We start from the raw sequence: 14,163 nt of genomic DNA on the forward strand, positions 1-14,163 counted from the left end.
GCTTCAGTGTGGAACCCCCGTCGGTGCCGACCTTTGCACGGGAGCGCATCAAGGGTCAAGGTCTATACCAGTGGCGGACTGCCCCCTACGCTGTCCCTCGTTTTCGCACGAGTTGACGGAACATCAGGAGGTTCGGACGCGATGGTTCCGCTCACCCTGGCGGAGCACGGCGCGCTGGCCAAGGCCCGGCTGCCCGCCGTGATCTGGGACTTCTTCGACGGAGCGGCCGGGTCCGAGTGGACCGCCGAGGCCAACCTGGACGCCTGGCGCCGGTACGTGCTGCGCCCGCGCGTCCTGGTGGACGTCTCGGCCCCCGACTGCGGCACCGAGCTGTTCGGCGACCGGCTGGCCGCCCCGTACGGCGTCGCCCCGATGGCCTACCACGGGCTCGCCCACCCCGACGCCGAGTGCGCCACCGCCCGGGCCGCCGCCGGGGCCGGGGCGCTGCTGGTCACCAGCATCTTCGCCGGGTGCACCCTGGAGCGGATCGCCGAGGCCGCCCCCGGCGCGCCGCGCTGGCTCCAGCTGTACTGGCTGCGCGACCGCGAGGCGCTGGCCGGGATCGTCCGGCGGGCCGAACGGGCCGGCTACCGGGCCCTGGTGCTCACCGTCGACGCGCCCAGGGTCGGCCGCCGGCTGCGCGACCTGCGCAACGGCTTCGCGCTGCCGCCCGGCATGACCGCCGCCAACCTGGCGCCCCGGCTCACCAGCGCCGCCGGGCAGGCCGCGCCCGGCCGCTCCGGCATCGAGGAGCACTCCCGGCAGCAGTTCGACCCGACGGTCACCTGGGCCGACCTGGCCTGGCTGCGGCGGCGCACCGAGCTGCCGCTGCTGCTCAAGGGCGTGCTCACCGCCGAGGACGCCAGGCTCGCCGTGGAGCACGGCGTGGACGGCCTGGTCGTCTCCAACCACGGCGGCCGCCAGCTCGACGGCACCCCGCCCGCGCTGGACGCCCTGGCCGAGGTGGTGGACGCCGTCCCGGCCGACCACCCGGTGCTGGTCGACGGCGGCCTGCGGCACGGCTCCGACCTCGCCAAGGCGCTGGCCCTGGGCGCCCGCGCCGCGCTGGTCGGCCGACCCGTGCTGTGGGGCCTGGCGCACGGCGGCGCGGACGGCGCCCGGGCGGTGCTCGACCTGCTGCGCGAGGAACTGCTCGACACCATGGTGCTGGCCGGTCGGCCCACCCTCGCGGACCTCGACCGCGGCGCGCTCGCGCCCTGGCCGGCGGCCCCGCAGACGTACCGCTGAGCGCGCGTCCCTCTCCTTATATATAGGGGCCGTGACGGAGCACCGACAAATCATGTGAAAGAGAACGGAAGAACCCCCCGTGACGCACACCGAACCCCGCGCCTCCGACACCCCCGCCAGTACCGCTCCCGGACCGGTCGGCACCCCCTCCGGGACCGCCGCGCCCGCCCTGACCGCGACGTCCGCCGCGCCCGCCGCGGAGCTGTTCGCGGACTGGGACTGGGAGGACCCCGACGGCCTGGCCGCCCGCACCGACGCCTTCACCGAGGACCTCGCCCGGTGCGCCGCGATCGAGCTGGTCCGCCCCGAAGTACCGCACACGCACCAGGACTTCCGGGACCTCGGCGTCACGGGCGTCGAGTTCGCCGCGTTCCGCACCCGCCACCCGCAGGGCCTCGGCACCGACCTGGTCGGCCTGCACACCGACACCGAGGAGACCCGCCCCGGCCCGGTCTACCGGATCGACGGCACCAGCCTGTACACCCGGCTGGACATCGGCGCGCCGCTCCCGTTCGCCGACCACAGCGTCGACTGGGTGTACGCCGAGCACCTGATCGAGCACGTCCCGCTCGACACCGCCGTGCGCTGGCTCGCCGAGGTGCGCCGCGTCCTGCGCCCCGGCGGCCTGCTCCGCCTCACCACCCCCGACCTGGCCCGGTACGTCGAGGGCTACCTCGACGACCGCGAGCAGTTCTTCCGCCGCCATCGCCGCCGCCTGCGCACCATGCGGGTCGGGCCGCCGATGCCGGAGCGGCGGGCCTTCATGCTGAACCAGATCTTCTACCACTTCGGCCACCGCTGGATCTACGACGAGGCCGAGCTGCGGTACGTCCTGGACCGGGCCGGCTACGGCGCGTTCACCGTCGTGCGGCAGGAGTTCCAGACCGGCGCCCGACCGGACGTCGCCGCTCTCGACACCGCCTTCCGCAAGGACGAGTCGATCTACCTGGAGGCCGTCGCCCCCGGAGGACCGCGCTGATGCCGCTGCACCCCCAGGCCGAGGCGGTGCGGGCCCGCCGCGCCGCCGCCGGCACCCCGCCGCTGTACACCCGCACCCTGGCCGAGGCCCGCGCCGCCGACCTCGCCGACCTGCGCGCCGCCACCGGCGCCGGCGAACCCGTCCACCGGGTCGAGGAGTCCACCGTCGAGGGCCCCGGCGGCCCGCTCGCGCTGCGCCGCTACCGGCCCGCGCCGCGCCCGCAGGACGCCCCACCCGGCCCGGCCCTGCTCTACCTGTACGGCGGCGGCTGGGTGCTCGGCTCGCTGGAGACCGGCGACCCGGTCTGCCGTGCGCTGGCCAATGCCACCGGCGCCGACGTGTTCGCCGTCGGCTACCGGCACGCCCCCGAGCACCGCTTCCCCGCCGCCCTCCACGACTGCTGGGCCGCCCTCGACCGGATCGCCCGCCAGGCCCCGCAGTGGGGCCTCGACCCGGCCCGGATCGCGGTCGGCGGCGACAGCGCCGGCGGCAACCTGGCCGCCGCCCTCACCCTGCTGGCCCGCGAACGCGGCGGTCCCGCGATCCTGCACCAGCTGCTGGTCTACCCCAACACCGACCACCGCGTCCCCGCCGACGGCGAGGCCGACCCGGCGCTGTTCAACCGGCACTCGGTGGCCTGGTACTGGTCGCACTACCTCGCCGACCCGGCCGACGGCGCGAACCCGCTGGCCTCCCCGCTGCGCGCCCCCTCGCTGGCCGGCCTGCCGCCCGCCACCGTGATCACCGCCGAGTACGACCCGCTGCGCGAGGAGGGCGAGGAGTACGCCGAGGCCCTGCGCGCCGCCGGCGTCCCCGTCGAACTGCGCCGCTACCACGGCATGCCGCACGGCTTCTTCGCCATGCCCGGCCTGCTGGACGACGGCCGCCGCGCCCAGCTCTTCGCCGCCGAACGACTGGTGGCGGCCTACCGGACCGGCGCGGCGGAGGGCGCCCGATGACCAGGGTGCTGCACCTCGCCGACCTGCACGGCTCGCTGTCCGACCCGCTGCTGGACGCGATGACCTTCCTCAACGAGGTCACCGCCCGCTACCCCGAGGCCGTCTCCTTCGCCCCCGGCCGCCCGTACGAGGAGTTCTTCGACCCGGCGGACGTCCCCCGCCACCTGGAGACCTACCTGCGCCACCTGCGCGAGGAACGCGGCCTGACCGACGGCCAGGTCCGCCGGGAGGTGTTCCAGTACGGGCGCACCAAGGGCCTGATCGCCCCGCTGATCGCCCGCGCGCTGGCCGCCGACGAGGGGATCGACACCGACCCCGAGGCGCTGGTGGTCACCGTCGGCGCCCAGGAGGGCATGCTGCTGGTGCTGCGCGCCCTGTGCGCCGGACCGGACGACGTGCTGCTGGTCTCCGCGCCCTGCTACGTCGGCGTCACCGGCGCGGCCCGGCTGCTCGACCTGACCGTCCACCCCGTCCCGGAGGCCGGGCGGGACGGCGGCCTCGACCCCGCCGCGCTGGCCGCGGCCGTCCACGCCCTGCAGGCCGCCGGGAAGCGCCCCCGGGCCTGCTACGTCGTCCCCGACTTCGCCAACCCCAGCGGCGCCAGCATGGACGAGGCGGCCCGCCGCCGGCTGCTGGAGGTGGCCGAGGAGACCGGCGTCCTGCTGATCGAGGACAACCCCTACGGCTTCTTCGGCCGCACCGCCGCCGCCCGCCCCACCCTCAAGGCCCTGGACGGCGACCGCGGCAACGTGGTCTACCTCGGCTCGTTCGCCAAGACCTGCTTCCCCGGCGCCCGGGTCGGCTACGTGGTCGCCGACCAGCGGGTCGCGGGTGGCACCGCCGCCGGGGCGTCCGTCGGCGCGCCCGCCGGGCTGCTCGCCGACGAGCTGGCCAAGCTCAAGAGCATGACCACCGTGAACACCTCGGCGCTCAGCCAGGCCGTCATCGGCGGCATGCTGCTCGACGGCGGACTGCGCCTGCGGGACGCCAACGAGCCCGCCCGGCGCTTCTACGCCCGCAACATGGACACCCTGCTGGACGCGCTGGAGACGGCCTTCCGGGGCGTTCCCGGCGTCTCCTGGAACCACCCCGACGGCGGCTTCTTCGCCGTCGTCACGGTGCCCTTCCGGGCCGACGCGCAGGCCCTGGACGCGTGCGCCCGCAAGCACGGCGTGCTGTGGACCCCGATGGACGGCTTCCACCCGGGCGGCGGCGGGGAGCGCCAACTGCGGCTCTCCTGCTCCTACCTGACGCCGGAGGAGATCGCTGACGGCGTGCGGCGGCTGGCCGCCTTCGTGGCCGAGTACGCCGATTACGCCGATTACGACGAGTACGCCGAGTACGCCGAGTACGACGCCGAGCCCGCGGGGTCCGCGGAGCGTGCGGCGGAGCGCGCGGAACCGCTCGCGGAGGGCGGCCCGGGGAACGGCTGAGCGCAGCACCGAGCGGGGCCCGGCGGCACGGGAGTGCCGGGCCCCGCTCCGGTGCGTCCCGCCCCGGACCGTCCGGGCGGGTCCGGGCGGTCCGAGGCGGGACGGGGGTCAGCGGATGCGCTGGGCGAACAGCCGGGCCGACCAGGCCACCGCGAGGGCCGTCATCAGGCCGGTCAGCAGCAGGCCGCGCCACACCTCGGGCGCGTCCAGGTGCCCGGCGAACAGCGCCCGCATGCCCTCCACGGCCCAGTAGCAGGGGTTCCAGGACGCGGCGGTGCGCAGCCAGGCGGGGGCCAGCGCGATCGGCAGCAGGGTGCCGGAGAGCAGGGCCAGCGGCTGCGCGATGGTGTTGACCACCGGGCCGAGCGCCGCGTCGGTGGGCACCAGCAGGGCCAGGCCGTAGGAGACCGAGGACGCCATCAGCGCCATCAGCGCGAGCAGCGCCAGCGCCAGCAGCAGGTCGGTGAAGCCCACGGTCAGGCCGAACGGGATGGCCAGCACGGAGATCAGCACCGCCTGGATGAGCAGCGCGGTGGTCTCCCGCAGCGCCCGGCCGAGCAGCAGGGCGACCCGGCTGACGGGCGTCACCCGGGAGCGCTCGATCACGCCCGCGTGCAGCTCGCCGAGCAGGGTGAATCCGGTGAACAGGCCGCCCATGACGGCCAGCGCGGACAGCAGGCCGGGCACGTACACCCGGTAGGCGTCGGCGGTGCTGTGCGCGCCGGACGCGGCCAGCGCGGAGGTCAGCAGCGGGGCGAACAGCAGCAGGTAGCACAGGGGTTGGAGCAGTCCGACGGCGATCCACACGGGGGAGCGGGCCATCAGGAGCAGTTGGCGCTGGTAGACCAGCCAGGTGTCGCGGGCGAGCTTCAACGGGGACCTCGGGGCGTCGGTTCGGGACGGCGGTTCGGGGCGGCGGTTCCGAGAACGGGGGATCAGCTGTGGACCAGCGCGCGGCCGGTCAGGGCCAGGAACACGTCGTCCAGGCTGGGGCGCTGCAACTGGACGTGCTCGGGCTCGATGCCGGCGGCGGCCAGGGCGCGCAGCAGCTGCGGGATCGCGGTGGCCGCGGAGTCCACGTGCAGGCGCAGCCCGTCCTCGCCGGGCAGGGCCTCCAGGCGCTGCACGCAGGGGAGTTCGGCCAGGGCGCGCTCGGCGCCGGCGGTGGCCTCCGGGTCGGGCAGGCCGATGGTGACGGAGTCGCCGGCGATCTTCTGCTTGAGCTCCTCGGGGGTGCCCTCGGTGACGATGCCGCCGTTGTCGACGATGCCGATCCGGTCGCACAGGGCGTCGGCCTCGTCCAGGTAGTGGGTGGTCAGCAGCACCGTCATGCCCTGCTCGCGCAGGCGGCGGACCTCGGCCCACACCTGGGAGCGGCTGCGCGGGTCGAGCCCGACGGTCGGCTCGTCCAGGAACAGCACCCCGGGCCGGTGGATGACGCCGAGCGCCAGGTCGAGGCGGCGGCGCTGGCCGCCCGAGTACGTCTTGCAGACCCGGTCGCCGAACTCGGCGAGGTGGAAGGCGGCCAGGCCCTGCTCGGCGCGCCGCACCGCCTCGGCCTTGCGGATGCCGTACATCCGGGCCTGCATGACGAGTTCCTCGCGGGCGGTGGCCTGGTCGGTGGTGCCGCCGCCCTGGGCGACGTAGCCGATCCGGCGGCGGACCTCGCCGGGCTCGGCGCGCAGGTCGGCGCCGGCCACGGTGGCCGCGCCGCCGTCGGGGACGAGCAGGGTGGCGAGCATGCGCAGCGTGGTGGTCTTGCCTGCGCCGTTCGGGCCGAGGAGGCCGTAGATCTCGCCCTCCGCGACGTTCAGGTCGATGCCGCGCACCGCGTCGACGGTGGCGGCGCCGCGGCGGGGCCGGAAGGACTTGCGCAGCCCCTTGGTCACGATCAACCCGGACTCCTGTGGTCGGTGGGTGCGGTTGGGTGCGGTCGGGTGCTTCGAGGGAAGCGGGTGCTTCGAGGGAAGCGGGTGCGTCGGAGGAACGGATGCTCCGAGGGAGGCGGACGTTCCGGGGAAGCGGGGTGAGGGGCGGATGCCGGAGCAGACCCTAGGCCCCGACCGGGCTCCCCGACAATGGTCTGGACCAGGTGGCGGGGCGGTGCCGGTGCGGTGCGCGCGCGAACCGCTCCAGCCGTTCGGCGGCGGCCACCGCGCCGCCCCCCGCGCGCAGTTGACGCCCCAGCAGTTCGGCGGCGGAGCGGAACGCGGGATCGTCGAGGACGGCGCGCAGCGCCGCCCGCAGCCGCTCGGGCCCGGCGGCGGCGAAGTCGACCCGGACGGCCGCGCCCAGCGCGGCCAGCCGCCCGGCGGTCACCGGCTGGTCGTGCCGGATCGGGGCGAGGACCAACGGCCTGCCGTGGACGAGGGATTCGCCGACGGTGTTCATCCCGCCGTGGCACAGTACGGCGTCGACCGCCCCGCGCTCAAGCAGTTCCAGCACCGGAACGCGCGCACACCCGATCGCGCCCGGCGGCAGCGGGACGTCCCCGGGGGCGGCCACCACCGCCTGCACGTCCGGGAGTCCGGCCAGCGCGGTCGCCGCCCGGCCCAGGAAACCGCCCGCGACCTCGGCGGACAGCGTGCCCATGGTGACCAGCACCCGGCGCCGCGCCGGGTCCAACCGCTCCCAGGGGAACGGCGGTTCGGGACGCTCCGCGAGCAGCGGGCCGACCAGCGCGTACGTGTCCGGGACGGTCGCGGCGTCCAGGCCGAGCAGGGCGGCGCTGCTCGCGGCCAGCACCAGTCCGGGGGAGAAGCGCGGGTCGGTGTACTCCGCGGCGGGCAGCCCGGCCCGCTCCCACAGGCCGCGCAGCACCCCGTCCCGCCAGGCGGCCAGGCCACCGCCGCCGCTGCCACCGTCACCGTCACCGTCACCGCCACCACCGCCGTCACCGCGACCGCCGCCGTCCGGCAGGTCGTCGTCCAGCAGGTCGCCGTCCAGCGGGTCGCCGATCTCCAGCGAGGACGGTGCGAAGCTCGCCCACGGCACGCCCGCGCCGTGCGCGGCCAGCGCGCCCGCCGGGCTGTGCTGGTCGGCCAGCACCACGTCCGGCCGCCACTGCTCGACGGCCCGCCGAACCGCGCTCAGGGTGAACCGGGTGTGCGGCACCACGAAGCCCTCCCACAGCGAACGCACCGCCGCCGCCCCGCCCACCGCCTGCTCGCGGAACACCCGGGCACCGGTCGGGTGCACCACCGCATCCGGCCCGAGCAGCGGGCGCAGGGCCGACTCCGGCCCCACCCAGGCCACTCGGTGCCCGCGCGCGGCCCAGGCCAGGGCCAGTGCCCGGGCCGGCAGCAGGTGCCCGGCCAGCGGGGGCACCACGATCAGCAGGCGCAGCGGGGGGATCGGGGGGAGCGGAGGGAGCGGGGGCGTGGCGGCGGGCACGGGCGGTTCTCCTCGGAGCGGCGGATCGGGAGCTTGCTGGAAGGGGGCGCGAGGGCAGGCGGGAAGGGGGCGCGGGGCGGCCCGGCGGGGCCGGAACCGGCGCGGGATCGGCGGCACCGGCGGGAATCCCGTACGAGTCGTGTGCGGACGAGGGGGAACTGGTACAGACCACAGGGGGAGGCCGGGAAGGAAGCGTCGGCGATCTCTTGTGCGGGCCGGTGAGGCGACGGAATACTAGCCCGCGTGACCGCTCTGGAGGCAGTCGCCGTCCACCTGCCGCCCGTCGCCGAACCGATCGAACTGGTCGGGGAACGCCTTGGGCTGACGGACCGTCAGATCCGACTGTTCCGCCGGTTCCACGGCCTGGACCAGGTCAGGGTGGACCCCGACGGCGACCTGACCGATCTGCTCACCGCCGCAGCGACGGCCCTGGCCCCGCTGCGCGGCAACGAACACCGCGTGAGGTACGTGCTGCACGCGCGCAGCCTGCCGATCGCGGCACCCTACCCGCACAACCCGCTGCACGACGTGCTCGGCCGTCTGGGGCTGACGCACGCCCGTGCCTTCACCATCACCCACCACGCCTGCGCCGGCTCCCTGCTGGCCCTGGACGTGGCCGGTCGGCTGCTGGCGGCAGATCCCGACCCCGAGGCGCTGGCGTTGATCCTGGCGGGCGAGAAGACCTTCACCCGGGACGCCCGCATCGTCCCGGACACCGCCCTGTTCGGCGAAGGGGCGGCCGCCTGCCTGGTGCGGGCCGGAGGTGAACGCGACCGCGTGCTGTCCTACGCGGTCGACCAGCACGGCGAGTTCGACGGGCGGCTCGCCGACGATCCGGAGCTGATGCTGGACTACCAGCGCAGCTACCCGGAGCTGATGGTGGCCGTGATGGAAGCGGCACTGGAGGAGGCCGGCGAGAGCTGGGACTCGATCCGGCTGCTGCTGCCGCACAACGTCAACCAGATCTCCTGGAAGCGGATCTGCCGCACGACCGGGTACCCGCCCGAGCGCGTGGTGCTGGACAACGTCCCGGCGGTGGGGCACAGCTTCGCCGCCGACATCCTGCTCAACCACCACACCGCCACCACCCGCGGCCTGCTCCGCCGCGGCGACCGCTACCTGGTCGCCGCGTCCGGGATCGGCGCGACCTTCGCCGCCATGGTGCTCCAGCACTGACCCGCGCCGACCCGCACCGCCCCGGCACCCCGGGACGGTCGGACGCCCGGGCCCGGCGGCACGGCGCCCCGCCGGCGCCGCGCGCCCACGCCACCCAGTCCACCCGCCCGCACCCGGCCGTCCCGCCGGAGTGCCGGCCAGATCAGGGGATCGCCATGACCGACTCCGCCACCGACCTCGCCGTGCCCGAAACCGCCACCGATGCCGTGGGTACCGCCGACGCCGCCGTGGACCCCGAGCTGCGCGGCCGGGCCCTCGACGGCATCCTGCTGCTGCTGCCCCGGGTGCTCAAGCGCGAGCTGCCCGAGATCGGCGAGAACGCCTGCCTGTTCGACGAGGTCGGCCTGACCTCCGCCGCCACCCTGGAACTCATCCTGGAGCTGGAGGACCACCTCGACGTGCAGATCGACGTCGAGGGCATCGACCAGGACGACCTGCGCTCGGTCGGCACCCTCGCGGGCTTCGTCGCCGGGCACGTGATCGCCGAGGACTGACGACCGTGCGCGTCCGCGGACCGCTCCCCGCCACCACCCTGCCGCGCGCCGCCTCCCCGCTGCGCCTGACCGCCGCCCACGCCCTCGACCTGCCCGGCGACTCCCCGCTCGCCGCCGACCCCGACCTGCGCGTCTTCACCGCCGACCTGGCCCGCCCGTACGGCGTGGCCCTCGACGAGGACGCGCTGGCCGGGGCGCGCGGCCAGTCGTACGCCGCGCTGGCCGAACGCGCCATCGGCGCCCTGGTGGACCCGACCCGCCCGGTCGACCTGCTGCTGCTGGTGTACGCCACGCCCGACGTCCGGCCCGGACAGGCCGTGGCCCTGCACCTCGCCGGGGTCTGCCCGGGCGCGCCGCTGTCCTTCGCGCTCTGCGACGAGGGCGCCGGCGCCGGGTTCAGCGCGCTGCGGATCGCCGACGCCTACGCCCGCACCGCCGGGGCCCGGCGCGCCCTGCTGATCGCCGTCGAACAGGCCGACCTGCACCACCGCCCGCACCGGCCCGCCCGGCTCCCGGACCGGCACTCCGCCGCCGCCCTGCTCTGGGAGGCCGAACCGGAACCCGGCCGCCCCCTGCAAGAGCTGCGCAGCGCACATGAAGTGACGGTCCGTCAGATCGCGGACACGCTCAAGGAGTGGTGCGCCGACCTGCCGGAACAGGCCCTGCTGCTGCTCGGCCCCGGCCTGGCCGGAACCGAACCGCCGGGCGGCCTGGAGACCCGGGCGGCCCGCCCCGGCAACCCGTACACCGGCGGTTGGGCCGCGCTCGGCGCGGCGCTCGCCGACCCCCGGCTCGCCGGACGGCCGCTCGCGCTCGCCGACCACGAACCGGAGACCGGCCGCCTCGACCTCGCCCACTGGGCACCGTCCCCCGGAGCGGCCCCGGCATCAGGCCCGGGTACGGGCACGGGAACGGAGCCCGTCCGGTGACCGACATCTGGCTGATCCGCACCGACGCCGCCCTCCCCGGCGCCCTCGCCCTGCTCGACGCAGACGAACGCGCCCGCGCCGCCCGCCACCCCGACGGCCCCGCCCGCCACCGCTTCGTCACCGCGCACGCCGCCGCCCGGCTGCTCACCGCCGCCGCGGCCGGCCTGCCGCCCGACCGCGTCCGTTGGCGCCGCGGCCCGCACGGCCGCCCCGAACCCGACGGCCTCCAGGGCGAGTTGAGCGTCAACCTGAGCACCGCCGGCCCGTGGGCGCTGTTCGCCGTGGAGCACTGCCACGAGGCGGACGGCGGCGGCATCGGCGTCGACCTGGAACCCGTCCCGGACGGCCGGGCCGCCGCCCGGCTCGCCGCCCGCTACTACCCGGCGGACGAACCCGCGCCCGACGCCGAGGAGTTCACCCGCCGTTGGACCCGCAAGGAGGCGTACACCAAGGCGTACGGCGGACGCCTCGCCGACGGGCTGCGCACCCACGCCGGACCGCCCGGTGACACGCCCGGCCCGCACCGGCTGCACGGCCCGCTCGGCCCGTGCACCGTCCACGACCTGCTCGCGCCCCCCGGCCACCGGGCCGCCGTCGCCCGCACCGGCACCCGCCCCGTCCGACCGCGTCTGCGCAGCTACCCGGAGCCGGAGCCGTCCGCGCGCCCGGGAGCACCCGCCGCACCGGACGCGCCCGCCGCGCGCGACGACGACCACCGCACCCCCGCCGCCCGTCGGCCCCGACCCTGAGGCAGAGCCATGAGCACCCGCCACCCCGACGACGCCACCCCGCTGCCCACCGCCGCGCCCGGCGTCCAACTCCAGCCCGCCGCCTACGAGAAGCTGCTCGACGCGCTGCGCGGGTCGATCGCCCGGCTGGCCGCCGAGGAGCCCTTCGAGCGCCTGGTCGTGCCGCCGGTGATCTCCCGCGCCACCATCGAGCGGGCCGGTTTCGCCGCCTCCTTCCCGCACCTGCTCGGCACCGTGCACAGCTACACCGGCAGCGCCGCCGAGTGGCGCGGGCTCGCCCCGCTGATCGCCGGGTCCGGCCCCTGGCACGCCCGGCAGGACATCTCCGACCTGGTGCTGCTGCCCGCCGCCTGCTACCCCGTCTACGCCACCCTCACCGGCCGTGACCTGCGCGAACCCGTCCGCTACAGCGTCGAGGCGCAGTGCTTCCGGCAGGAGGCCACCGCCGAGCCAGGCCGGCTGCGCAGCTTCCGGATGGCCGAACTGGTCACCGCCGGCACCCCCGCGCACTGCCAGGAGTGGCGCGAGCAGTGGCTGGGCAGGGTCGCCGACTGGCTGGAGGGGCTCGGCCTCAAGCCCGCGGTCGAACTCGCCGACGACCCGTTCTTCGGCGGCGGCCGCAAGCTCTACCAAGCCGCCCAGCGCGCCCAGGAGTTGAAGTTCGAACTGCGCGTCCCGGTGGCCGACGGCCTGCCGCAGGCGATCGCCTCCGCCAACATCCACAAGGACCACTTCGGCGAAGCCTTCGACTTCACCGCCGACGGCGAGACCGGGAACACCGCCTGCACCGCCTTCGGCCTCGACCGGATCGCCCTCGCCCTGCTGCACACCCACGGACCCCGACCCGTGGACTGGCCCCCGCACCTCGGCACCGCCCTGAACGGAGACTGACGGCATGTCAGCCGCACCATCCGGAAGCAACCCGGAGCCCACCACCCTCACCCTGCACTACCGCGCCGACGCGCCCGAGGCCGAGGGCCCGCTGACCCTCGGCCAGGACAACATGATCCGCTGCCTGCGCCACGACGAGCCCTCGCACATGAACAAGCAGGCCACCTGGTACGTCCCGCCCGGCGCCGAACTCCCCGCCTGCCTCGACGCGCTGCGCACCCTCGCCGAGCGCCACGCCGCGCTGCGCACCGTCTTCCCCGGCCCCGCCGACCGCCAGCCGGAACGCCAGCGGGTGCGCGCCGAAGGCGAGTTCACCGTCCGGGTGATCGCCCTCGCGGACGGCGAGGACCCGGCCGCCCGGGCCGAGGAGTACTGCTGGGAGGGGCGGCGGCAGGCGTTCGACCTGGCCGAGGAGTTCCCGCTCCGCTTCGCCCTGCTCACCCGGCACGGCCGGCCCGTGCTGCTCGCCGTGGTCATCTGCCACGCCCAACTCGACGGCGTCGCGACCGGGTTGCTGTTCCAGGAGTGGCTGACCCTGGCGGCCGGCGGCACCCTGCCCGCGCCCGCCGCGCCCACCCCCGTCGAGGTCGCCGCACAGGAGCACTCCTCCTCCGGACAGCGCCGCACCAAGGCCGCGCTCCGGCACTGGGAGCACATCCTGGCCGAGCAGCCCACCTCGGTGTTCGCCGACGACCGGATCGGCCCCAACGACACCCTGCTGCCCACCCTCGGCGTCCGCTCCACCGCCGGCGCGGCCGCCCTGGAACGCGCCACCGCCCGTACCGGAGCCTCCAACTCGGCCGTCCTGCTGGCCTGTTACGCCGTCCTCGCGGCCCACCGGGCGGCCCGCACCACCGTGGTGATGGCCGCGCTCTCCGCCAACCGGCACCGCCCCGGCCTCGCCGAGCACATCGGCACCCTCGCCCAGGACGCGCTGCTCGCCGTCGACACCGACTGCCCCGACCTGGACACCCTGATCGGCCGCACCCAGGCCCACGCCCTGTCCGGCTACTGGCACGCCACCTTCGACGCCGAACGGATCTGGCAGCTCATCGAGGACGTCGCCGTCCGGCGCGGCGCCCGGTTCGCCCGGCACGTCGTGGTCAACGACCTGAGCGCCACCGTCCCCGCCGAGATCGCCGCCGCCCGCCCGCTGCCGCCCAGCGAGCCCGACCTCGCCTGGTACCCCGCCGAACCCACCCCCACCCGGCTGATGCTCAACATCTGGCGCACCGCCGGCTGCCTCGAATTCACCCTGCACACCCACCCGGACGTCCTCGACCGCGAGGAGACCGAACTCTTCGCCCACGCCCTGCTCCGCCTGCTCGACCTCGCCGGCACCCGCACCGTGGCGCTCGGCCCCGGCGGCGAGATCGCCGCCCTCAGCGGCCTGCCCACCGGCCGCCGGGAGAAGGCCCGCTGGCGGCAGGTCGGCAGCAACTGGGTCGACCTGGACGCCGTCGCCGACCTGCTGCGCACCGCCCTGCCCACCCTGCGGGACGTCGAAGTCACCTGGGAGGAGGGCGAGTTGACCGCCATCGCCGACACCGGCCCGGACCCGCTCACCCCCGAGCAGGCGCACGCCGCGGTGATGGCCGCCCTCCCCGGCCACGACACCGCGATGGCCCCGCACCACTACGTCCTGCCGCACGGCGTCGGCACCGGGCGCGCCTAGTAGTGCTTCGTTACGTTGGGTGATCTTGCCTGTTGGTGGGCATTCTTCGGGTGTGAAGCTGGGGGATGTGGAGCGGCTCCGTGGTGAGTTGGCGGAGTTCGTGGGTGATGTGTTCGGGTCGTTGCCGCGGCGGGACCAGCGTCGGTGGGGTGCCTGTTACCTGCGGGGTCTGATGCTGGACGGTCGGCGCAAGTCGATCCAGCCGATGGCTGCGCGGTTGCCGGACGGGGACATGCA

14 protein-coding genes are annotated in these 14,163 nt (G+C 75.7%); 11 read left to right on the plus strand and 3 right to left on the minus strand.

Annotation, left to right across the window (positions count from 1 at the left end):
• The first annotated feature begins 141 nt into the window (after positions 1-141).
• The 4 genes from ACIQVD_RS10535 (at position 142) to ACIQVD_RS10550 (ending at position 4,619) form a co-directional block, all read left to right on the plus strand.
• Entirely contained in the window at positions 142-1,248 is a 1,107-nt protein-coding gene (locus tag ACIQVD_RS10535) for an alpha-hydroxy acid oxidase (RefSeq protein ID WP_402287692.1), read from the plus strand.
• A 79-nt stretch (positions 1,249-1,327) separates the two neighbouring features.
• On the plus strand, positions 1,328-2,227 hold the full coding sequence (locus tag ACIQVD_RS10540; protein WP_402287694.1) for a methyltransferase domain-containing protein: 900 nt from the start codon (positions 1,328-1,330) through the stop codon (positions 2,225-2,227).
• Positions 2,227-3,186 (plus strand): alpha/beta hydrolase, encoded by a 960-nt coding sequence (locus ACIQVD_RS10545; protein WP_402287696.1) that lies wholly within the window; start codon positions 2,227-2,229, stop codon positions 3,184-3,186. Before ACIQVD_RS10540 ends, ACIQVD_RS10545 begins: the two co-directional genes overlap by 1 nt.
• Entirely contained in the window at positions 3,183-4,619 is a 1,437-nt protein-coding gene (locus tag ACIQVD_RS10550) for a PLP-dependent aminotransferase family protein (RefSeq protein WP_402287698.1), read from the plus strand. The genes ACIQVD_RS10545 and ACIQVD_RS10550 overlap by 4 nt, the downstream gene beginning before the upstream one ends.
• A gap of 108 nt (positions 4,620-4,727) precedes the next feature.
• On the opposite strand, the gene ACIQVD_RS10555 is transcribed toward ACIQVD_RS10550, so the two are convergent.
• The 3 genes from ACIQVD_RS10555 to ACIQVD_RS10565 all read right to left on the minus strand — a co-directional run bounded on the left by ACIQVD_RS10555 (position 4,728) and on the right by ACIQVD_RS10565 (position 8,012).
• The gene (locus ACIQVD_RS10555; protein WP_111551969.1) at positions 4,728-5,492 is read right to left on the minus strand and encodes an ABC transporter permease; all 765 of its coding nucleotides are present in this window, start codon (positions 5,490-5,492) and stop codon (positions 4,728-4,730) included.
• A 62-nt stretch (positions 5,493-5,554) separates the two neighbouring features.
• Positions 5,555-6,508: an ATP-binding cassette domain-containing protein gene (locus tag ACIQVD_RS10560; protein ID WP_402287748.1), complete on the minus strand. Its 954-nt coding sequence runs from the start codon at positions 6,506-6,508 to the stop codon at positions 5,555-5,557.
• A 163-nt stretch (positions 6,509-6,671) separates the two neighbouring features.
• Positions 6,672-8,012, minus strand: a complete 1,341-nt coding sequence (locus ACIQVD_RS10565; RefSeq protein ID WP_402287701.1) for a glycosyltransferase — start codon at positions 8,010-8,012, stop codon at positions 6,672-6,674.
• Between the two features lie 243 nt (positions 8,013-8,255).
• Here ACIQVD_RS10565 and ACIQVD_RS10570 point away from each other — a divergent pair, with 243 nt between their 5' ends.
• The 7 genes from ACIQVD_RS10570 to ACIQVD_RS10600 all read left to right on the plus strand — a co-directional run.
• Complete coding sequence (locus ACIQVD_RS10570) at positions 8,256-9,188, plus strand: 3-oxoacyl-[acyl-carrier-protein] synthase III C-terminal domain-containing protein (protein WP_100839386.1); 933 nt, start codon at positions 8,256-8,258, stop codon at positions 9,186-9,188.
• A 155-nt stretch (positions 9,189-9,343) separates the two neighbouring features.
• Entirely contained in the window at positions 9,344-9,682 is a 339-nt protein-coding gene (locus tag ACIQVD_RS10575) for an acyl carrier protein (RefSeq protein ID WP_402287704.1), read from the plus strand.
• A gap of 5 nt (positions 9,683-9,687) precedes the next feature.
• Positions 9,688-10,611 carry a hypothetical protein gene (locus ACIQVD_RS10580; protein ID WP_402287706.1) on the plus strand — a complete coding sequence of 308 codons (924 nt, stop codon included), beginning with the start codon at positions 9,688-9,690 and terminating at the stop codon, positions 10,609-10,611.
• Positions 10,608-11,360, plus strand: a complete 753-nt coding sequence (locus ACIQVD_RS10585; RefSeq protein WP_402287708.1) for a 4'-phosphopantetheinyl transferase family protein — start codon at positions 10,608-10,610, stop codon at positions 11,358-11,360. Before ACIQVD_RS10580 ends, ACIQVD_RS10585 begins: the two co-directional genes overlap by 4 nt.
• Positions 11,361-11,369: 9 nt before the next feature.
• Positions 11,370-12,251 carry a hypothetical protein gene (locus ACIQVD_RS10590; RefSeq protein ID WP_400679385.1) on the plus strand — a complete coding sequence of 294 codons (882 nt, stop codon included), beginning with the start codon at positions 11,370-11,372 and terminating at the stop codon, positions 12,249-12,251.
• 4 nt (positions 12,252-12,255) lie between these two features.
• Positions 12,256-13,926, plus strand: coding sequence for a condensation domain-containing protein (locus ACIQVD_RS10595; protein ID WP_402287711.1), 1,671 nt, complete (start codon positions 12,256-12,258; stop codon positions 13,924-13,926).
• Between the two features lie 52 nt (positions 13,927-13,978).
• Positions 13,979-14,163, plus strand: a 185-nt coding sequence (locus ACIQVD_RS10600) for a transposase (protein ID WP_402287713.1), incomplete at its 3' end; no start/stop codon positions are given.

The organism is Kitasatospora sp. NPDC090308, assembly GCF_044769485.1.
Lineage (GTDB): Bacteria > Actinomycetota > Actinomycetes > Streptomycetales > Streptomycetaceae > Kitasatospora > Kitasatospora fiedleri.